Source organism: Streptomyces sp. NBC_01445 (assembly GCF_035918235.1).
Lineage (GTDB): Bacteria > Actinomycetota > Actinomycetes > Streptomycetales > Streptomycetaceae > Streptomyces.
This window is the reverse complement of the sequence record NZ_CP109485.1, coordinates 951,888-971,103: the sequence shown is the minus strand read 5'-3', so window position 1 is coordinate 971,103 and position 19,216 is coordinate 951,888. Positions and strand designations below refer to the sequence as shown.

At 70.9% G+C, this 19,216-nt stretch carries 15 protein-coding genes and 2 pseudogenes; 6 read left to right on the top strand and 11 right to left on the bottom strand.

Translation table 11 applies throughout. The annotated features are described in order from the left end of the window. Positions 1-49: 49 nt before the first annotated feature. Positions 50-673, top strand: coding sequence for a class I SAM-dependent methyltransferase (locus tag OG574_RS04760; RefSeq protein ID WP_326772009.1), 624 nt, complete (start codon positions 50-52; stop codon positions 671-673). A gap of 14 nt (positions 674-687) precedes the next feature. On the opposite strand, the gene OG574_RS04755 is transcribed toward OG574_RS04760, so the two are convergent. Beyond that, positions 688-1,326, bottom strand: coding sequence for a LysE family translocator (locus OG574_RS04755; protein WP_100593848.1), 639 nt, complete (start codon positions 1,324-1,326; stop codon positions 688-690). A gap of 152 nt (positions 1,327-1,478) precedes the next feature. Here OG574_RS04755 and OG574_RS04750 point away from each other — a divergent pair, with 152 nt between their 5' ends. After that, on the top strand, positions 1,479-2,099 hold the full coding sequence (locus OG574_RS04750) for an L-threonylcarbamoyladenylate synthase (protein WP_100593352.1): 621 nt from the start codon (positions 1,479-1,481) through the stop codon (positions 2,097-2,099). Positions 2,100-2,115: 16 nt separating this feature from the next. Here OG574_RS04750 and OG574_RS04745 read toward each other — a convergent pair whose 3' ends face one another. The 3 genes from OG574_RS04745 to OG574_RS04735 all read right to left on the bottom strand — a co-directional run bounded on the left by OG574_RS04745 (position 2,116) and on the right by OG574_RS04735 (position 8,668). Then, positions 2,116-3,351 carry an epoxide hydrolase family protein gene (locus OG574_RS04745; protein WP_326772008.1) on the bottom strand — a complete coding sequence of 412 codons (1,236 nt, stop codon included), beginning with the start codon at positions 3,349-3,351 and terminating at the stop codon, positions 2,116-2,118. A 10-nt stretch (positions 3,352-3,361) separates the two neighbouring features. Then, positions 3,362-4,699: a M1 family metallopeptidase gene (locus tag OG574_RS04740; RefSeq protein WP_326772007.1), complete on the bottom strand. Its 1,338-nt coding sequence runs from the start codon at positions 4,697-4,699 to the stop codon at positions 3,362-3,364. Positions 4,700-4,804: 105 nt separating this feature from the next. After that, on the bottom strand, positions 4,805-8,668 hold the full coding sequence (locus tag OG574_RS04735; protein ID WP_398379457.1) for a Pls/PosA family non-ribosomal peptide synthetase: 3,864 nt from the start codon (positions 8,666-8,668) through the stop codon (positions 4,805-4,807). Between the two features lie 513 nt (positions 8,669-9,181). Between OG574_RS04735 and OG574_RS04730 the strand changes: the two genes are divergently transcribed. Next, positions 9,182-10,825: a GMC oxidoreductase gene (locus OG574_RS04730; protein WP_326772005.1), complete on the top strand. Its 1,644-nt coding sequence runs from the start codon at positions 9,182-9,184 to the stop codon at positions 10,823-10,825. A gap of 39 nt (positions 10,826-10,864) precedes the next feature. On the opposite strand, the gene OG574_RS04725 is transcribed toward OG574_RS04730, so the two are convergent. After that, positions 10,865-11,344, bottom strand: a complete 480-nt coding sequence (locus tag OG574_RS04725) for a carboxymuconolactone decarboxylase family protein (protein ID WP_326772004.1) — start codon at positions 11,342-11,344, stop codon at positions 10,865-10,867. Beyond that, positions 11,341-12,429 (bottom strand): NAD(P)H-dependent amine dehydrogenase family protein, encoded by a 1,089-nt coding sequence (locus OG574_RS04720; protein WP_326772003.1) that lies wholly within the window; start codon positions 12,427-12,429, stop codon positions 11,341-11,343. The genes OG574_RS04725 and OG574_RS04720 overlap by 4 nt, the downstream gene beginning before the upstream one ends. A 179-nt stretch (positions 12,430-12,608) precedes the next feature. On the opposite strand from OG574_RS04720, the gene OG574_RS04715 reads away from it, so the two are divergent. Then, positions 12,609-13,061, top strand: a complete 453-nt coding sequence (locus OG574_RS04715) for a hypothetical protein (RefSeq protein ID WP_326772002.1) — start codon at positions 12,609-12,611, stop codon at positions 13,059-13,061. Positions 13,062-13,085: 24 nt separating this feature from the next. Here OG574_RS04715 and OG574_RS04710 read toward each other — a convergent pair whose 3' ends face one another. Then, positions 13,086-13,385: a cupin domain-containing protein gene (locus OG574_RS04710; RefSeq protein WP_326772001.1), complete on the bottom strand. Its 300-nt coding sequence runs from the start codon at positions 13,383-13,385 to the stop codon at positions 13,086-13,088. Between the two features lie 146 nt (positions 13,386-13,531). On the opposite strand from OG574_RS04710, the gene OG574_RS04705 reads away from it, so the two are divergent. After that, positions 13,532-14,095 (top strand): isochorismatase family protein, encoded by a 564-nt coding sequence (locus OG574_RS04705; RefSeq protein WP_326772000.1) that lies wholly within the window; start codon positions 13,532-13,534, stop codon positions 14,093-14,095. A 29-nt stretch (positions 14,096-14,124) separates the two neighbouring features. Here the strand turns inward: OG574_RS04705 and OG574_RS04700 are convergent, their stop codons facing one another. The 4 genes and pseudogenes from OG574_RS04700 to OG574_RS04685 all read right to left on the bottom strand — a co-directional run bounded on the left by OG574_RS04700 (position 14,125) and on the right by OG574_RS04685 (position 18,744). After that, positions 14,125-14,475 carry a UBP-type zinc finger domain-containing protein gene (locus OG574_RS04700; RefSeq protein WP_100593360.1) on the bottom strand — a complete coding sequence of 117 codons (351 nt, stop codon included), beginning with the start codon at positions 14,473-14,475 and terminating at the stop codon, positions 14,125-14,127. Then, complete coding sequence (locus tag OG574_RS04695) at positions 14,472-15,959, bottom strand: ATP-binding protein (RefSeq protein WP_326771999.1); 1,488 nt, start codon at positions 15,957-15,959, stop codon at positions 14,472-14,474. The genes OG574_RS04700 and OG574_RS04695 overlap by 4 nt, the downstream gene beginning before the upstream one ends. Beyond that, positions 15,956-17,632: an FAD-dependent oxidoreductase gene (locus OG574_RS04690; protein ID WP_326771998.1), complete on the bottom strand. Its 1,677-nt coding sequence runs from the start codon at positions 17,630-17,632 to the stop codon at positions 15,956-15,958. The genes OG574_RS04695 and OG574_RS04690 overlap by 4 nt, the downstream gene beginning before the upstream one ends. A gap of 136 nt (positions 17,633-17,768) precedes the next feature. Next, positions 17,769-18,744 (bottom strand): annotated as a pseudogene (locus OG574_RS04685) (threonine/serine dehydratase). Between the two features lie 163 nt (positions 18,745-18,907). Here OG574_RS04685 and OG574_RS52660 point away from each other — a divergent pair. Beyond that, positions 18,908-19,108 (top strand): annotated as a pseudogene (locus OG574_RS52660) (hypothetical protein); the annotation flags it as partial. Positions 19,109-19,216 lie beyond the last annotated feature (108 nt).

Sequence of the window (19,216 nt, the reverse complement as noted above, 5' to 3'; positions counted from 1 at the left end):
ACGGGGGCCGCCGCGATGCCATGCTGGAAAGGAGATATGGAGGACCGCCATGGGGTTCTATGCCGAGCAAGTGCTGCCCCGGATCATCGATGTCGCCTGTGGCGTGAAGATGACCGCACCGCTGAGACGGCGGGTCTGCGAGGGGCTGCGAGGCCAGGTCGTGGAGATCGGGTTCGGCACGGGACACAACGTCCCCTACTACCCGTCGACCGTCGAGGGCGTCGTCGCGATCGAACCCTCGGACGTCGGATGGCGACTCGCCGCCGAGCGGGTCGGCGCGGCGTCCGTCCCGGTGCGCCGTGCGGGCCCGGACGGCCAGTCGCTGCCCTTCGAGGACAACAGCTTCGACACCGCGCTGTCGACCTGGACGCTGTGCACCATCCCCGACGCCGGGGCCGCCCTGCGCGAGGTGCGCCGCGTGTTGCGGCCCGGCGGGACACTGCATTTCCTGGAGCACGGGCTCGCACCGGAAGAGGACGAGAACGTACGCCGCCGGCAGCGACGCATCGAACCGGTGAACAAGCGGCTCTTCGGCGGCTGTCACCTCACGCGCCCGATCACCGACCTGCTGGCGGAGGCCGGATTCACGATCACGGCACTGGACGCCTTCTACGAGCAGGGCGCGCCGAAGCCCATAGGCGCCGTCTCCCTGGGCGTCGCGCTCGCGCCGTAGACAGGCGAACACCCCTAGTCGGTACGGCCCGTCGCCGCTACGGTGACGCCCAGGCCGATCATCGTGAGCCCACCGACGCCGCCGACCATGCCGAGCCGCCGCGGCGAGCGGGCGAACCAGCTCCGCGTCGTCGCCGCGACCAGGCCCCACACGCTGTCGGACGCCACCGCGATGACGTTGAAGACCAGGCCGAGCAGCAGCATCTGAAGGGTGACGTGCCCCTGGCTGCGGTCCACGAACTGCGGCAGCACGGCGGCGAAGAACACGATCGTCTTGGGGTTGGCCACGCCGACGGCGAACCCCTCCCACAACGTACGCAGGCTGCCGTGCGCGACTCCGTCACCCGTGAACGCGGCGTGCAGCGAACGCCGTTGGCGCACCGCCTTGATGCCCAGGTACACCAGATACGCGGCGCCGACGAGCTTCAGCGCGGTGAAGACGAGGACTGAGCGCTCCACGACGGCACCGACACCGAGCGCCACGGCCACGACGAGCACGTAGGCGCCGAGTGTGTTGCCCACGACGGTGGTCAGCGCGGCACGGCGGCCCTGACTGAGCGCCCGTCCGATCACGAACAGCACGCTGGGGCCCGGGATCACGATCAGCAGGAACGACATGGCCGCGAAGGCCAGCAGTCGGTCGGAAGACACCATGAGGGCCATACAACACCTTGGCGTGTCGTGACCGCATTTCCTTTTGCCTTGAGGGGACTGCTTTGAGGGGACTGCTTTGAGGGGACCGCTTTCGGGGGAGAGCCGCGCCCGTTCGGAGATCGAAGTGTGACCGCGGCCCCTACAATCGGCGAATGGCGAAGTACTTCGACGTACACCCCGAGAACCCCCAGCGGCGCACGATCAGCGGTGTGGCCGACAGCATCCGGGCCGACGAACTCGTCGCGTATCCGACCGACTCCTGCTACGCGCTGGGGTGCCGGCTCGGCAGCCGGGACGGCATCAGCCGGATCCGTGCGATCCGCCACCTCGACGACCGTCACCACTTCACGCTCATGTGCCAGAACTTCGCACAGCTCGGGCAGTTCGTGCAGATCGACAACGACGTGTTCCGTGCGATCAAGGCGGCGACGCCCGGCAGCTACACCTTCATCCTGCCCGCGACGAAGGAAGTGCCGCGCCAGCTGCTGCACCCGAAGAAGAAGACGGTCGGCGTGCGGATCCCCGACCACGCCGTCGTGCAGGCCCTGCTGGCCGAACTCGGCGAGCCGATCCTGTCCAGCACGCTGCTCCTGCCCGACGAGGAGGAGCCGCTGACGCAGGGCTGGGAGATCAAGGAGCGGCTCGACCACGAGGTGGACGTCGTGGTCGACTCCGGCGACTGCGGCACCGAGCCGACCACCGTCATCGACTTCTCCGGCGGCGAGATGGAGATCGTACGGCGCGGGGCGGGCGACCCTTCGCGGTTCGAGTAGCGCCCACAGGCCCCGCTCAGCGCCGCCCGCGGAACGTGCGGCGCAGATCGTCGACCCAGGCGCCCGGGACCTCCCACGGGATGAAGTGCCCGCCCGCGTCATGGGCGTTGACGTTCACGTGGTGGTACCAGTCGGCGCGGTCGCTCGCGAGCCAGTTGTCGACGCGCTGCTGCGCCGTCGTGACGCCGGGCGGGTTCTCGTGGCCCACGAAGGTCAGCCCGGTGGGGGCCTCGACGACGGGCGTGCGGGTGTGGGCGGGCGTCCACGGGTAGCGGTTGGCGTTCGCGTAGTACCGCGTCGACGTGCCGATCGTGTTGCCGGCCCAGAAGATCGTGGCGTGGGTGAGCAGGTCGTCCTTCGTGAAGACGGTCTCGATGTCGCCGTGGTGGTCGCTCCAGCTGACCCAGCGCTCCAGGATCCAGGCGAGCAGCCCGACGGGCGAGTCGCTCAGGCCGTAGGCGAGCGTGCTGGGGTCGAGGACGTGCACGGCCAGGTGGGAGGCGAAGCGGCGGTCCAAGGTCAGGATCCCGGCCTGGATGTCGTCGGGCAGTCCGTCGGGGATGGGCCGGCCGCCACTGAAGTCCCAGGCGCGGTCGCCGGTGAAGAAGTCCAGTTTCAGGCCCGATCCGATGTGGATGCCCAGGAGTTCGTCCGCGTACTTGTGGCCGAGCTGACCGGTGACCAGGGCGCCGATGTCGCAGCCGCCGGCGGCGTACCGGGTGTGGCCGAGAGTGTCGGTCATGAGGGTGTGCCAGAGGTCGGCGACCTTCCAGAAGTTCATGTCGGGGTGGTCTCGCAGCGGCGCCGAGAAGCCGAAGCCGGGCAGGGACGGGACGATGACGTCGAACGCGTCGGCCGGGTCCCCGCCGAAGGCCGCGGGGTCGGCGAGCGGGTCGACGACCTTGGACCAGTGCCAGAAGGTCCAGGGCCAGCCGTGGGTGAGGATCAGCGGCGTGGGGTTCGGGCCGGCTCCGGGCCTGCGCATGAAATGCACAGGGACACCGTCCACGCGCACCTGGTAGTGCTCGTAGGCGTTGATCGCGGCTTCGGCCTTGCGCCAGTCGTAGCTGTGCAGCCAGTACTCGGCCAGCTCCTGGAGGTAGGAGCGGTCGACCCCGTAGAACCAGTCGCCGTTCCCCACGTCGTCGGGCCAGCGCGTCATGTCGAGGCGCCGGCGCAGGTCGTCCAGGACGGCGTCGGGCACGTGGACGGGCGTGGGATCCAGGGGGAAGCGTGGTGTTCCGTCAGCCACGGGGCAATCCTTACCTGTAGGGGACGAGAGGTGCCGGGAGCGGCGGAAGAGGCCTGCGGCGCAGCCACGCCGTCAAGAGGTCGCCGACCGGCGCCGCCGCGTACCGGGCGACGTGCGCCGTGAACGCCTCCGTCGTGACCACGCCGTGCCGGTGCGCCGAGACCCAGTCGCGCACCATGCGGAAGAACGGCTCGTCGCCCAGCGCGCACCGGATCGCGTGCACGGTGAGCCCGCCGCGCTCGTAGACCTGGTCGTCGAACAGCGACTTGCGGCCGGGGTCGGCGAGCAGCAGATCCTGCGGGAGCACGGACAGCTCGCGGTGCGCGGCGGCGGCCAGTTCCTGCGTGGATCGGCCGCCCGAGCGCTCCGACCACAGCCACTCCGCGTATTTGGCGAAGCCCTCGTTCAGCCAGATGTCCCGCCAGTCGGCGATGGTGAGGCTGTTGCCGAACCACTGGTGGGCCAGCTCGTGCGCGACGAGCCGCTCCCAGCCCCGCGCGCCGTCCACGTGATTCGCGCCGAACAGGGAGAGTCCCTGCGCCTCGACCGGGACGTCGAAGTCCTCGTCGGCCACGACGACGGCGTACTCACCGAAGGGATAGGGCCCGAAGAGGTCCTCGAAGAGCCGCATCATCTCGGGCTGCCGGGCGAAGTCCCGCGAGAACTCCGACAGCAGACGTACGGGCACGTACGCGCTCTGCGGCACACCGCCGAGCCCCGGCTCGCCCAGCAGGACCGTCTGGTACATGCCGATCGAGAGGCCCACGAGATAGCTCGGCGTCGGTGCCTGCTGCTCGTACACCCAGGTCGTCGTCGACGACTTCGTCGTGCGCGTGAGCAGGCGCCCGCCGACGACCACCGTGTACGGCGAGGGGACCGTGAGGGAGATCTGGTACGCGGCCTTGTCGTCGGGCCGGTCGTTGCACGGGAACCAGGACGGCGCCCCGACGGGCTGGCTGGCGACGAGCGCGCCGTCCGACAGCTCCTCCCAGCCGAGCCCGCCCCAGGGGCTGTTGACCGGCTTCGGGTTGCCCGACCAGTGCACCTCCACCGTGAACGCGGCCCCGGCCCGCAGCGGCTTGACGGGCCGGATCCGGAGCTTGCCGCCACGGTGCGTGTAGCGCGGCTGCCGGCCGTCGACGAGCACCTTGCCGAGCCTGAAGCCCTCGAGGTTGAGATGGAACTCGGTGAGCGGGGCCCGGCCCGCTATGGCGCTGATGCGGGCGTGACCCGCGAGGCGGTTGGGACCGGGGCGGTAGTCGAGGGACAGCTCGTAGCGGTGCACCCGGTAGCGGGGGTCGCCGTGGCCGGGGAAGTACGGCTCCGAAGCCGCTGTCTGGCCGCTCACTGAAGTGTCCACTCCCTGCGCCGTACTCAACGTGTCTGTGTCGTGCCCCCCACCTCGTGCCGTACGCATCGAAGTCCTGACCGACCTTAAGGTGTGTCCGCCCTTCTAGGACCGCCAGGCCTCGATCGGATTGCCCAGCCAGCGTGTGTCGTCGGGAACGGACTCCGCGGCCATGACCAGCGACGCGGGCCCCAGAGTGGCGCGAGCGCCGACCGTACTGCCCGGCAGGACGATTCCGCCAGGGCCCACCGTCGAACCCGCGCCGAGTGCCACCTTGTCCATCCGCAGGATCCGGTCGTGGAAGAGGTGCGTCTGCAGCACGCAGCCACGGTTCACGCTGACCGCGCTGCCGAGGGTCACCAGGTCCGTCTCCGGCAGCCAGTAACTCTCGCACCACACGCCCCGGCCGACGCGCGCGCCCAGGCCGCGCAGCCACAGCGTCATGAGCGGGGTCCCCGGCACCGCTCCGATCAGCCACGGCACGGCGACCACCTCGACGAACGTGTCCGCAAGCTCGTCGCGCCAGACGAAGCCGCTCCACAACGGGTGTTCACCGGCCCGGTGCCGGCCCACGAGGAGCCACTTCGCGGCGACCGCCGCCAACGCGCCCACGACGCCCGCGCCGAGGAGCACCGCCCCGGACAGCGCGGCGGCCGCCCACCAGCCCACGCCGGTCGCACCGGCGAGCGCGCACAGCACCCCGCCCGTAAGGACGGCGAGCGCCGCCGAGCAGAAGACGGGCACGAGCCGGAACAGTTCCACCGCGCCGCGCGCCCACAGCAGCCGCGCCGGCGGGTCGTACGTACGGGAGTGGTCGCCGCCCTCGGGAGCGCGCGGCAGCTTCATCGGCGGCAGCCCCAGATACGAGGTGCCCTTCTTGGCCTTCTTCGGGGTCGCCGACAGGACACCCACCAGACCGCCGTCCGGGACGCTGCGTCCCGGCCCGGTCATGCCGGAATTGCCGAGGAACGCACGCCGCCCGATCGCGGCCCGCCCGATCCGCACCCAGCCGCCGCCGAGTTCGTACGGCGCGGTCAGGGTGTCGTCCGCGAGGAACGCGCCGTCGCCGACCGTGGTGAGGCTCGGCAGGGCGAGGACCGTGGAGACCTCCGCGCCTCGGCCGATCTTCATGCCGAGCAGCCGCAGCCACAGAGGGGTGACGAGCCCCGCGTACAGCGGGAACAGCGTCTGCCGGGCCGCGTCCATCAGCTGTGTGACCGTCCAGGCCTGCCAGCCGGTGCGGCTGTGCGTCGGATGCAGCCCCGGCCGCAGCCCGAGGCTCAGCAGCCGCACGGCGCCCAACAGCAGCAGCGCGTACGCGCATCCGAAGGCCAGTGCGGCAGGTACCACCGCGAGCAGGGCGCCGCGCAGCGCCTCGCCGAGGTCCGCGTCCACGGCTACGAAGCGGAGGGCCACCGCGAGCGCGGGCACGGCCGCGAGCGCCGGCAGCGCGGAGAGGGCGAGGCCCGACGCGCCGTACATCAGCCTCCACCCGTACGAGCGCTTCGGCCGCTGCTTCGGCCAGTCCCGCTTGGCCTTGCCCAGCTTCACGGCGGGGGAGCCGGCCCAGCGCTGGCCGGTCGGGATCTGGGCGGTCACCGCGGATCCGGGGGCCACCTCGGCCTTCTTGCCGACGCGCGCACCGGGGAAGAGCAGGCTGCGGGTGCCGACGACGGCCCCGCCGCCGACCTTGACGGCACCGATCACCAGACGGTCGCCGTCCAGCCAGTGCCCGGACAGGTCCACATCGGCCTCGACGGCGCAGCCGCGGCCCAGCTTGAGCATGCCGGTCACCGGCGGCAGCGAGTGCAGGTCCACATCCGCGCCGATCCGGGCGCCCAGGGCGCGCGCGTACCGCAGCAGCCACGAACCGGTCAGCGAGGTCGCGCCGCTGTACTCGGCGAGCCGCTCCGCCGTCCACAGCCGCAGATGGACCTGGCCGCCGCGCGGATACGTGCCGGGCTCGACGCCCCGCAGCAGCAGCCGCGCGCCGCCCGCGGCGAGCGCGAGCCGCCCCGCCGGGCTGAACAGCACCACTGCCCCCGCGGCCACCCACCACCAGGACACGGCCGGAGCCCAGGCATAGGACCCGAACCGGTGCAGGACATTGCCGAGCGCGGCGACAGCCACACACCAGCGCAGCCCCACCAGCGTGAACAGCGGGAGCAGAAGCAGGAGTTGAACGATCTGGGCGCGCACCGGCACCGGCCCGACATCGCGGTGAGCCTCCTTGCCCGGTGCGGACTCCTCCAGATGACGGGCGAGCTTGCGCAGGGTCGGGTGCTGGTAGATGTCGAGGACGGCGGCGCTGGGGTAGCGGGTGCGCAGCCGGGTGGTCAGCTGGGCGGCGGCCAGGCTGGAGCCGCCGATAGCGAAGAAGTCGTCCTTGGCACCGGTCACGGACACCCCGAGCGTGTGCGCCCACTGTTCCGCGAGCCATGCCTCCGTGCCGTACAGCTGCTCGGCGGGCCCCGTGGAGGTCTCCAGGTCGGGCAGCGGCCAGGGCAGCGCCGCCCGGTCGACCTTCCCGGACGTACGGGTGGGCAGGCTCTCGACGGGGGCGAGGAGCGGCACCAGGGCGGCGGGCAGCGCGGCCCGCAGGCGCTCGACGGCTCCGGCGCGGTCCCAGCCGTCCTGCGTGACGACGTAGCCGACGAGCAGCTGGTTGCCACTGCGCGCCGTGCGCACGGCGGCGGCCGCCCCGGCAACACCGGGCAGCGACTGCAGAGCCGTGTCCACCTCGCCGAGCTCGATGCGGCGGCCACCGAGCTTGATCTGCTCGTCGCCGCGCCCGAGGAAGACGAGGCCTTCCGGATCCGCCCTGACGAGGTCGCCGCTGCGGTAGGCGCGCTCCCAGCCGAGGGAGGGCAGCGGCGCGTACTTCTCGGCGTCCTTGGCGGGGTCGAGATAGCGGGCCAGGCCCACGCCTGAGATGACGAGCTCGCCGGTGGCGCCGAGGGCGACGGGGACGCCGGCCTCATCGACGACGGCCAACTCCCAGCCGTCCAGCGGCAGCCCGATCCTGACGGGCTCCTCGCCGGTCATCAGGCACGCGCAGGCGACGACCGTGGCCTCGGTGGGGCCGTACGTGTTCCACACCTCGCGGCCCTCGGTGACCAGGCGCTGCGCCAGCTCGGGCGGGCATGCCTCACCGCCGAAGATCAGAAGGCGTACGTCGTCCAGGACCTGGGGCTCCCACAGCGCGGCGAGCGTGGGCACCGTGGACACGACGCTGATGTCCTGCTCGACGAGCCAGGGACCGAGGTCGGCGCCGCTGCGGACTCGGGAACGCGGCACCGGCACCAGGCAGGCGCCGTTGCGCCAGGCCAGCCACATCTCCTCGCACGAGGCGTCGAAGGCGACGGACAGGCCTGCCATCACGCGGTCGCCGGGGCCGATCGGCTCGTCGGCGAGGAACAGGGCGGCCTCGGCGTCGACGAAGGCGGCGGCGCTGCGGTGCGGGACGGCGACGCCCTTGGGCTTCCCGGTCGAGCCGGACGTGAAGATGATCCACGCGTCGTCCTCGGTGCCGGGCAGGCAGTTGGCCGACCCCGGGGGAGTCCTGATCCCGCCCTCCTCCGTGCCGTCGGGTCCCCACGCGGTCAGGTCGTGGCCGGCGCCGATGACGACCCGGACCCGGGCCTCGCCGAACACCAACTCGGCGCGCTCGTCCGGGTCTTCTGCGTCCACCGGGACATAGGCGGCGCCGACGGCGAGCACCCCGAGAATCGCGATGTAGAGATCATTGGTCCCGGACGGGACGCGGACCCCGACCCGGTCGCCCCTGCGGACCCCGGCCAGCGCGAGCCGCACCCGCAGGTTCTCCACCTCGTCGGCGAGCGCGCGGTACGTGAGCTGCTTCGAACCGTCGTCCAGGGCCGGCTCGTCGCGGTGGTCGCGCACGGACGCGCCGAAGATGTTCATGAGGGTGCGGGCAGGGGCGGCAGGGCCCGCGGTGAACAGGGCCATGCCGCTGTGCGCCGCGACGGTGCTGTCCTCGAAGGACTCCGCGTCGGGGGAGGCGACCGTCAGGTCGAGAGGTTCGATCGGCGGCGTCCCGTGCTCCCCCGCGACGCCCCCTGCGTCGTCGAGTGTCACCGTGCCGGGCAGCGGTCCGTCGAGCGGGGGGACGTCGCTGCCGTTGTGTGAGGTCGTCATGGGTTCCTTGCGTGTCGCCGCCGGAGCTGGATCAACGGTGATCCCGCATGAAAGCCGTGCTGCCGGTCCGGCCGGGCGCCGAACAACCTGACGAAGTGTAGTAACCCGCTCGATTGTTTACATGCAGGGACTTGCCTGGATCTGTGTGACAGTGCTAACTCCTCCGCGGCCTTCGACGGCAGCCCGGGGCCGTCGGTGCACCCGGGGTTGAGTGGACGCGAGTTACCCATTCGGCGCACATGAATTACCTATTCGTGTGTAGTGACTTGATGCGCCATCAGCAGTAGAACTCGTTTCGATTCCATCGAAAGTGAGGAACGTGCCATGAGTGGTCCCACCACGCGTGCAATCGGTTCCAAGAACGTCTCGCGACGCACTTTTATCGCTGGAACCGGTTCTATTCTGAGCGCCGCGGCGCTGTCGGCTCACGTCCCCGCGGCCCATGCCGCGCCCGCGCCCGCCTCCGCTCCGATCGACCCCGGCGCGCACGTCCGCGCCCTCGTCGTCGGCACCGGATACGGCGGCTCCGTGGCCGCGCTGAGACTCGCCCAGGCGGGCGTCGACGTCCACATGATCGAAATGGGGATGGCCTGGGACACCCCCGGACCGGACGGCAAGATATTCGCCAACACGACCAGCCCGGACGCCCGTTCCTACTGGCTCCGGACCAAGACCAAACAGCCCCTGAGCAACTTCCTCGGCTTCCCGCTCGACAAAGACGTCCCCCGCTACACCGGAATTCTGGACGCCGAGGAAATGGGCGGGATCATCGTTTACCAGGGCCGCGGAGTCGGCGGCGGTTCCCTCGTCAACGGCGGCATGGCGGTCACGCCCAAGCGCGAGAACTTCGGCGCCATCCTCCCGTCGGTCGACGCCGCCGAGATGTACGCGACGTACTACCCGCGCGCCAACGCGGCGTTAGGCGTCGGCACCGTCGACCCGGCCTGGTTCGAGAGCGCCGAGTGCTACCAGTTCGCGCGCGTCGGCCGTAAGCACGCCCAGCGCTCCGGCTTCCCGTTCGTCTTCGTACCCGACGTGTACGACTGGGACTACATGAAGCAGGAAGCGGCCGGCACGGTCCCCAAGTCGGCGCTCGCCGGCGAGATCCTCTACGGCAACAACTACGGCAAGAAGTCACTCCAGAAGACCTACCTGGCCCAGGCCGGAGCCACCGGCAAGGTCTCCATCTCGCCGCTGCACAAGGTGACTTCGGTCGCGCCCGCACCCGGCGGCGGGTACACGGTCGTCATCGAGCAGATCGACACCACCGGCACGACCACGGCCACCAAGACCGTCACCGCGGACAAGGTGTTCTTCGCGGCCGGCAGCGTCGGGACCAGCAAGCTCCTGGTCAAGCTCAAGGCCACCGGCGCCCTGCCCGCCCTGAACGGCGAGGTCGGCAAGGGCTGGGGCGACAACGGCAACGTCATGTGCGGCCGTGCCAACCACCTGTGGGACCCGACGGGCAAGGTTCAGGCGTCGATCCCCTGCGGCGGCATCGACAACTGGGCCGCCGGAGGGGCGTTCGCCGAGGTCGCGCCGCTGCCGACCGGGATCGAGACCTTCGCCTCGTTCTATCTGTCGATCACGAACACCCCGCACCGCGCCGAGTTCTCGTGGAACGCGCAGGCGGGCAGGGCCGATCTGAACTGGCAGACGGCCTGGAAGCAGACCTCCGTCGACATGGCCAAGACGATCTTCGACAAGATCAACGCGAAGGAGGGCACGATCTACCGCACCGATCTCTTCGGCACGTACAAGATCTGGGGCGACCACCTCACATACCACCCGCTCGGTGGGGCGGTCCTGAACAAGGCCACCGACAACTACGGCCGCCTGCACGGATATTCGGGTCTCTACGTCATCGACGGCTCGCTGATCCCCGGCAACACGAGCGTCAACCCGTTCGTCACGATCACGGCGCTCGCCGAGCGGAACATCGAGAAGATCATCGCCACTGATCTGTAGCAGGCGCACAGCGCGGGGGCCGGTCGCGGCCCCCGCGTCTCAGGCCGTGGGCAGGACACACGCCGTGTCGAGGCCCAGCACGTGGTTGAGCCTGCCGAACGCCAGCCAGGAACCGATGCTCATGCTCAGCTCCACGATCTCGACCTGGCTGTACAGCGCGGTCATCCGGGCCCAGAACTCCTCGTCCAGGCCGTGGTGGTCGAGCGCGTACCGCTCCGCGTACTCGGCCGCGAGCCGGGTCCGGTCGTCGAAGGCGTCGCTGGTACGCCACTCGGTCACCGCGTCCGCGAACGACTCCTCGACCTTCTCCCCGTCCCGGTCGGTACGCCAGTCCAGGCAGAACTGACACCCGTTGATCTGCGCGATCCGCAGCCGGGCCGCCTCGAACTCCCGCAGCCCCAGGGTCGTATGGGCGTACACGGACAGCGAGAAGTTGGCTGCCGCCATGCCGATACCGGGGACCATGTCCCCCCAGACGTAGCCGATCGGTTCCTGTCCCTCGGGGATGTCGATGATCATCGTTGCTTCCTTCCGCGATGGCCGAGCTTTCCGACTGCGGGGCGCAGTGGGACGTCGAGCGCGTCGTAGAGGCCCGGGGCCTGGTCCACGAGCCAGTCGATGGCGTTCACGAGACGGCCGACAGCGGTGGCGTTGCCGCCGGCGGACCGGTTCTCCCCCTCATCCGCGGCCTCGACGGTGACCTCGATGCGCGGACGGCCCTCGATGACCACCCGGTGCGCCCCGGTGCCGTCGGGCGGCGTCGGCCAGTCCGGTGCGCAGGACGGATGGATGCGGGTGACGTGCTCGATGACGATGAGGGGTTCGCCCCCGACGATGCCCTGCACCTCGAACCGCACGGCGCCCTGGGTACCGGCCTCGAAGTCGCCCATCGTGCGCGTGCTCACCGTGGCGTCGAGCGGGCGGCGGTCCAATGTCTCGCGGATCTCGTCGAGTTCGACCCCGAGCGCCCGCGCCATCAGCCGAATCTGCCCGCCCCACACCATGGTGGGGACGGTGTCCCACAGCATGGGCGGGTCGTAGTCCATCGGCTGGCCCATGCCGACCAGGAGCCGTACCGAGTCGGGCTGGTCGTACGTCGAGTAGTCGAAGATCTCCTGGCAGCGGATCGCGTCGACGGTGCTGCCGAGCCCGCTGACGAGGAGCGGCAGGACGTCGTTGCCCCAGCCCGGGTCGACGCCGGATGCGAACAGGGATCCGCCGCCCTTCGCGATCGCGGCCACCACCGGATCCAGGAACTCCGGCGGCGCGCTTCGGTGGTCGTAGAGCGGATAGAGGGCGGGCGAGACGACGACGGCGCCGGACCCGACGGCCCGGGCTATGTCGGCCAGGGCGTCGTCGGGGCGGATGTCGCCGGAGGCCGCGTACACGACGGCCCGGGGCCGGGCGGCCAGCACCGCCTCGATGTCGTCGCTCGCCCTGACCTCCAACTCATGGTCGAGGCCCGCGAGTTCGCCCGCGTCGCGGCCGACCTTCGCGGGGTCGTGGACCAGCACGGCGACGAGCTCGAGCGCCGGGTGGGCCTCGACGGCACGGATGGCCGCGCGCCCGACATTTCCGGTACCCCAGACAACGGTCGAAATCATGCGCGGAGGGTAGCGCCGGGGCCCGAACCTTCCTAGAGCCATGACAGGTCCACGAGATGCGGACGGACGGCCCCCGCACCGGGTGACCGTCCCGGGCGCCCCAGTATGCTCAGCAGTTCGGCCCGGGCGAGTTGTGCCCGGGCCGACATGCTGAGTTGTACGGGGATCACGGAGGAAACGTGCGCAGGACGGTAACCGGTATTGCTCTGGTCGCGGCGACAGCCGCTCTGCTGGCCGGGTGCGGCAGTGGCGGGGGAGACGGCAAGGAGGCCGGGGCGAAGCAGGACACGTCGAAGGCCCCCTCGCACGCGGCCTCGAAGCCGGCCGGGGGTCAGGAGGCGACCCGCGAAGTGACCTTCGAGGTGCAGGGCCAGGGCAGTACGCAGGTCCTCTGGACGGCCGGTGAGAGCAAGACGGAACAGGTGAAGCTGCCCTGGACCAAGACGACCCGACTGACCATCAAGGGAGCCGAATTGAAGGTCGGCAGCCTGGTCTCGGTCGTCCCCGGCTCGGTGACCGCCTCGGACGGTCAGCTCGAGCCGGCATCCTGCGTCATCAAGGTCGACGGCAAGCAGGTCGCGGACAACAAGGACGGCAAGTCGATCGCGGGGTGCAAGTACCTCGTGAAGTGACCGCCGTCAGGTGACCGAAAGGCACTAGGCCTTCGACGTTCCCTTGAGCTCGATCTCGACGAACGCCAGCCACGTGCCGCCCGTGTTGACGACATCGTGCTCGCCGCCCGCCGGGCGCGCGTAGGACTCGCCCGCGCGCAGCTGCGACTCGGTCACCGTGCCGTCGGGGGCGAACGCGCTGATCCGGCCGTCCACCACGGGCACGACCACGTAGTCGTGCTCGTGGACGTGGCGGCCGGTACGCGTGTCGGGCTCGAAGTCCCAGCGGGTCACCCGCACCTGCTCGTCCTCGTGCTGCACGCTCGGCTTCGCGGTCGTCGTCATCGAACCTCTCCCTGCTGTCGATCATGGGGCGTCGGCGTCAACGCCCACGTCAGAGGCCTGACCGGCATCCGACGTCAGTGGAACACAGGCACGGGAGCGCGCAAAACCTCGTGCAGCTGCCCGGCGCCGACGGTCATGATGGCCGCATGACCCATCCTGTGGAGGCCCTGATCGTCGTGGACGTCCAGTCGGCGTTCGTCGTCGGCGACGGGGCGGTGCCCGACGCGGACCGACTCGTGGAGCGCACGACCGACCTGATCGCACGGGCCCGCACCGGCGGGGCGCTCGTCGTGCACCTGCAGAACGACGGGCAGCCAGGGGCGGACGACGAGCCGCACACGCCGGGCTGGGAACTCCACCACCCGGTCGAGCCGGGCCCGACCGAGGTCGTGATCCGCAAGCCCAGGGACGACGGCTTCGACGGGACCACGCTGGGCGGCGTGCTCGCCGGGGTCGAGGCGCTCGCCGTCTGCGGCGTGATGTCCGAGATGTGCGTCCAGGCGACCGCCCGCACCGCTCTCGCGCGGGGCTACCGGGTGGTCCTGCCGTACGACGCCCACGCGACGCAGAACGTCCCGGCGGCCCCCGGCATCAGCGAGGAGATCCCGGCCGCCACCGTATCGCGGGTCGCGGCCTGGGCCCTCGGCAGCGACGCGGACACGACGACGCACTCGGCGGACGTGACGTTCACGGCCCCGGGGCGGGCCTGATCCGGAGCGCTTTCGTCCGGGGAACCCCGTCAGCCCAGCAACTCGGTCCAGTTCGAAGGGACTCGGTCCGCCGGGCCGGGGGTCGACTGCGTCTCGGGATGGCTGACCGGAGGCGCGAGTTCGGGACCCGATTCGATGAGCGAGGACGTGTTGTAGTCCCAGAACCAGCTCTCGCCCGGCTCGAAGCTGCGGATCACCGGGTGGCCGCTGTTCTTGGCGTGTTCCGTCGCGTGCTTGCCCTGTGAGTCGTCGCAGCAGCCGATGTGGCCGCACTGCGCGCAGCGCCGCAGATGGAACCACCAGCCGCCGAGCGCGTCGCACTCGGCGCAGCCGGTGCCGCTCGGCGGGACCGAGGGGTCGATTCCGTTCAGGGTACTCATGAAGGCTCCTGAGGGGGGTCGGGTACCGGGTCAGGTACGGGTTCCGGGTCGGAGTTCGTGGACGCGAGGGGGAGATGTACCTGGAAGCGGGTGTCTCCGGGCTCTGAGTGCACGTCGAGTTGGCCGTGGTGCTTGTTGACGACGATGCGCCACGAGATGTCGAGGCCGAGCCCGGTCCCCTCGCCCACCGGCTTGGTGGTGAAGAACGGGTCGAAGATGCGGCCACGGATGTCGGCGGGGATTCCCGGCCCGGTATCGCGGAACTCCACGAGCAGAAGGTCACGATCGAGCGCGGTGCGCACGGTCAACGTGCCCTTGCCGCCTGCGTCGTTCATCGCCGATACCGCGTTGTCGATCAGGTTCGTCCACACCTGGTTGAGCTCGCCGGGGTAGGCGGGGACCTCGGGCAGTGTGCGGTCGTAGTCCTTGACAACCTTGATGCCGTGGCCGAACTTCCCGGAGAGCATCATCAGCGTGCTGTCGAGCAGCTCGTGCACGTCGGCGAACCGGGACGGGGCCCGGTCGAGCTGGGAGTACTGCTTGGCCGCGTCGACGAGGTGGGAGATCCGCGCGGTGGAGTCCTCGATCTCGTTCATGAGGAGCTCGGTCTCGACCGTGTAGTTCAGCCACCGCACGGCGCCTTCGAGGGTCTCCTCGCCGACGGCCGACGCGACCTGGTCGAGCCAGTCGTTGTCGAGGCCCGCCTGGACGAAGTTGGGCGCCAGCTGCCAGCCGTCGGTGATCCCGTGGTCGTCCAGCCAGTCCGTGAGGGCGTCCTCTCGGTCGGACGTTTCGAGGGGGGTCAGTGCGGGAGCCTTGGACACCTGCTCGGCCGTCCGCTCCTGGATCTCGATGAGCGTCTCCAGCGTGGCCCGCCGGTACGGGCCCGCGGCGATCGCGCCCAGCTTGTGCCGCATGCCCGCGACCCGCTCCCGCAGCGACGACGTGGCCCGCGCGGCCGCAGCGGCCGGATTGTTGAGTTCGTGGGTGAGCCCGGCCGACAGTGAGCCGAGTGCGAGGAGCCGCTCCCGCTGCCCGATCCTCTGCTGCACGCTCCGGACACCGAAGAAGACCCCTTCCAGCAGGTGGACGGCCATGGGGAACCATTCCCGCACGACGGCCGAGAAGGTGTCGGCCGGCAGGACGAAGAACCGCGAAGGCTCCGTCACCCGCATCGAGCTGTTGTATGTCTGCGGGGCTCGATCGCCGAGATAGGACTGGAAGGCGCCGGAGTACACACCGCGGCTGGAACTCCGGTTCACCTCGACGTCGTCGGCGCCGACGCGGCGCGACAGAACGAGCTCGCCCTCGAGGAGTACGTAGAAGCAGGTCGCCGGATCGCTCTCCCCGTACACGGGACCGGGATCGAAGGCCTCCACGCGGCCCTCGCGGCACAGCCGGTCGAGCTGGTCCGCGTCGAGCTTCTCGAACAGGAACAGCGAGCCCAGTTCCTCGCGGCTGCACGGAACCCGCCGCCCGTTCACGACTGCTCCAGATACCGGTGTACGAGCATGACGGCCATGGCTCCCTCTCCGACGGCGGACGCGACGCGCTTGGCGGACTCGGAGCGCGCGTCCCCGGCCACGAACACGCCGGGGATATTGGTCTCCAGGTGGTACGGCGGGCGGTCGAGATCCCAGTCCGCGGGCGGCCGTCCGTCCGGGGTCAGGTCGGGACCGGCCATGATGAACCCCCGCCCGTCCCGCAGCACCGTCCCCTCCAGCCAGGCGGTCAGCGGCGCCGCCCCGATGAACACGAACAGCCATTGCGCGTCGACGAGCTCGGTGTGCCCGGTCGCCACGTCGCGCAGGGTCAGCTGTTCCAGATGACCGGAGCCGTGGGCGGCCTCGAGGACGGTGCCGGTGCGTACGGAGATGTGGGGCGCGTCCTCGATCTGCTGGACGAGATAGTGCGACATCGAGGCGGACAGCGACTGGCCCCGCACGAGGAGGGTGACGGACTTGGCGCCCCTGGCCAGGAACATGGCGGCTTGTCCCGCCGAGTTGGCGCCGCCGACGATGTACACGTCGTGCCCCTGACAGGCGCTCGCCTCCGTCAGCGCGGAACCGTAGAAGACCCCGCACCCCGTGAGTCCCGCGAGGCCCGGGGCGTCCAGCTGCCGGTACGACACACCGGTCGCGAGGATCACGCTGTGCGCGGAGACGGCGGAGCCGTCCGAGAACAGCACGGTGCGCGCGGCGCCGTTCACCTCCAGGCCGGTCACCTCGCGGGCGGTGAGGATCTCGGCGCCGAACCTCGCGGCCTGGCGCCGGGCCCGTTCGGTGAGCTGCGACCCGGACACGCCGTCCGGGAAGCCGAGGTAGTTCTCGATCCGTGAGCTCTGGCCCGCCTGTCCGCCGGTCGCCGAGCGCTCCACGAGCACCGTCCGCAGCCCCTCGGACGCGCCGTAGACGGCCGCGCCGAGCCCCGCGGGGCCGCCGCCGACGACGACCAGGTCGTAGAAGTCGGCCGTCGGCGTCGTCGCCAGGCCCACCTGCGCGGCCAGCTCCGCGTCCTCGGGTTCGACGAGCGCGGTGCCGTCCGGAGTGATCACGACCGGGAGCCGCGAGCCGTCCTCGCCGGCGGCGGCCAGCAGACACCGGGCTTCCGGATCCTCGGACGAGTACCACCGGTACGGCACCTGGTTACGGGCGAGGAACTCCCGTACGTCCGACGACCGCGCCGACCACCGGTGCCCGACGACCTTCGTCATGGGCACAGGCTTGCGGTCGGTGGCCCGCCAGGTGTCCAGCAGGTCCTCCACGACGGGATAGAGCTTCTCCTCCGGCGGGTCCCAGGGCTTGAGGAGGTAGTGGTCGAGGTCGACGACGTTGATCGCGTCGATGGCGGCGCTCGTGTCGGCGTACGCGGTCAGCAGGACCCGGCGCGCGCCCGGATAGATGTCGATGGCCTGCTCGAGGAACTCGATGCCGTTCATCTCGGGCATCCGGTAGTCGGCCAGGATCACCGCCACGAGGTCGCCGCGCAGCTTGAGCTCGCGCAGTGCGTCCAGGGCCGACGCCCCGGACTCGGCGCGGACGATGCGGTACGACTCGCCGTAGCGGCGCCGCAGGTCCCGGGCGACGGCGCGGGAGACCCCCGGGTCGTCGTCCACGGTCAGGATGACGGTGCGCGCTGGGCCTGCGGCCTGTGCCATTGCGTCTTCCACCCCGAACTCATCGGCGTCTCGCCCGGCGCCGGTCCCCGCGAGCGTGTGCGGGGGAGGGGCCGGAGAACCCCATCGTAAGTTCGATTGCCCGGGTTTGCGCTGGAACGCCCGCGGGGGTGCACGCTCAGGACGGGAGGCGTGCGCTCCGCGTCAGGTCGCGGGGGTCCGTGTTCGCGCCGCACAGGATCACGGCGACCCGCTCGCCGGGTGCGGGCGAGTAGACGCCGGAGGTCACCGCCGCGAGGGCCGCGGCCGCCGCGTGCTCCACCGCGAGCCGCCGGTCGTCCCACAGGGCCTGACGTGCGGACACGATCGCCTCATCGGTGACGAGAACGGACCGTACGTGGTCCTGGCCCGCCCATTCGAGCGCCATCTCGGAGGTGCGGCGCGCGCCGAGGGAGTCCGCCGCGACCGAGTCGACCGGGACGTCGACCACCGCGCCCGCCTGCAGCGCGGAGTGCAGGGCGCAGCAGCGCTCCGGCTCCACGGCCACGACGCGCACGCCGTGCTCCCGCGCCGACGCGGCGATCCCCGTGAACAGCCCGCCGCCGCCCACCGACACCAGGACGGTGTCGATGCCGGGCCGCGCCTGAACGATCTCCTCCATGACCGTGCCGGCACCGGCCGCGATCAGCGGGTGGTCGTACGCGTGCGACTCCAGGGCGCCGCTCTCGGCCGCGTACTTCTGCGAGGCCGCCAGCGCCTCCGCGTACTCCGAGCCGACCTGCCGGACCGTGGCGCCCAGGAGCCTGAGCCTGTCGACCTTCACGGCCGGCGCCGTCTCGGGGACGAATACGGTGGCCTGGACCGAGTGGCGGGCCGCGGCCCAGGCGCAGGCGAGCCCGGCGTTGCCCCCGGAAGCGATGACGACGCCCGCGTCCGGCATCAGGCCCGCCTCTATGTGGCTGCTCACGAAATTGAAGGCGCCGCGCGCCTTGTAAAGACCCGGTGTGCTGCATGAACTCCAGCGCCAGCCACCCTTCGGCCTCGCCGAACGCACCGTCGAACGCCCCGTCGCCCAGGGGAGCCGGCACGAGCGGGCGAGTGTGCCCCGCGATCCGGTCGGCCGCGGCCCGTACGTCGTTGAAGGCAATGGTCACGAGCTTCTCCTCGGATGTGCGGGTGGTGACTGGTGGTGACGACCCTACGAGAAGGGGTCGGCGCCCCGGACGTCACCCGCTCCCTCGGCCCGGCGTGCCGGGACGTATGGACCTGCTTCGAATGGATGCCCCAGGTGCCCCTCACCCGGGCCACCGGCCACTTCTCCCTGGCACCCAGTCGCGGGAGGCCTCGACGTACTCAGGGAGCGCTAGCCGGCGGCGGTCGGCTACAGCTCTCAGGTGGTCCTGCACGACGGGTCCAAGGCGCTCACCGGCTTCAGCAGCCAGATCTCCTCCGCCGTCACCTCTCTGGGCAAGCTGCCGCACGTCCTGTCCGCCCAGAACCCGCTGCCGCCCCCGGCACGGCGCGTCGACGGCGGGGCCGGGCCCGGCACACCTCTGCGGAACGAGAAGCCCTTGCGCGTAGCGGGCGCCGACGTGGAGTACGGCGGGCCGCCATCCTGCCGCACCT

Bases quoted from the DNA above. Each gene is read 5' to 3' on its own strand.
- OG574_RS04735 (WP_398379457.1), bottom strand. From the start codon at position 8,668: ATGGCCCTGTTCACCGCGGGCCCTGCCGCCCCTGCCCGCACCCTCATG.
- OG574_RS04700 (WP_100593360.1), bottom strand. From the start codon at position 14,475: ATGAGTACCCTGAACGGAATCGACCCCTCGGTCCCGCCGAGCGGCACC.
- OG574_RS04710 (WP_326772001.1), bottom strand. From the start codon at position 13,385: ATGACGACGACCGCGAAGCCGAGCGTGCAGCACGAGGACGAGCAGGTG.
- OG574_RS04730 (WP_326772005.1), top strand. From the start codon at position 9,182: ATGAGTGGTCCCACCACGCGTGCAATCGGTTCCAAGAACGTCTCGCGA.
- OG574_RS04760 (WP_326772009.1), top strand. From the start codon at position 50: ATGGGGTTCTATGCCGAGCAAGTGCTGCCCCGGATCATCGATGTCGCC.
- OG574_RS04725 (WP_326772004.1), bottom strand. From the start codon at position 11,344: ATGATCATCGACATCCCCGAGGGACAGGAACCGATCGGCTACGTCTGG.
- OG574_RS04720 (WP_326772003.1), bottom strand. From the start codon at position 12,429: ATGATTTCGACCGTTGTCTGGGGTACCGGAAATGTCGGGCGCGCGGCC.
- OG574_RS04750 (WP_100593352.1), top strand. From the start codon at position 1,479: ATGGCGAAGTACTTCGACGTACACCCCGAGAACCCCCAGCGGCGCACG.
- OG574_RS04755 (WP_100593848.1), bottom strand. From the start codon at position 1,326: ATGGTGTCTTCCGACCGACTGCTGGCCTTCGCGGCCATGTCGTTCCTG.
- OG574_RS04690 (WP_326771998.1), bottom strand. From the start codon at position 17,632: ATGGCACAGGCCGCAGGCCCAGCGCGCACCGTCATCCTGACCGTGGAC.
- OG574_RS04705 (WP_326772000.1), top strand. From the start codon at position 13,532: ATGACCCATCCTGTGGAGGCCCTGATCGTCGTGGACGTCCAGTCGGCG.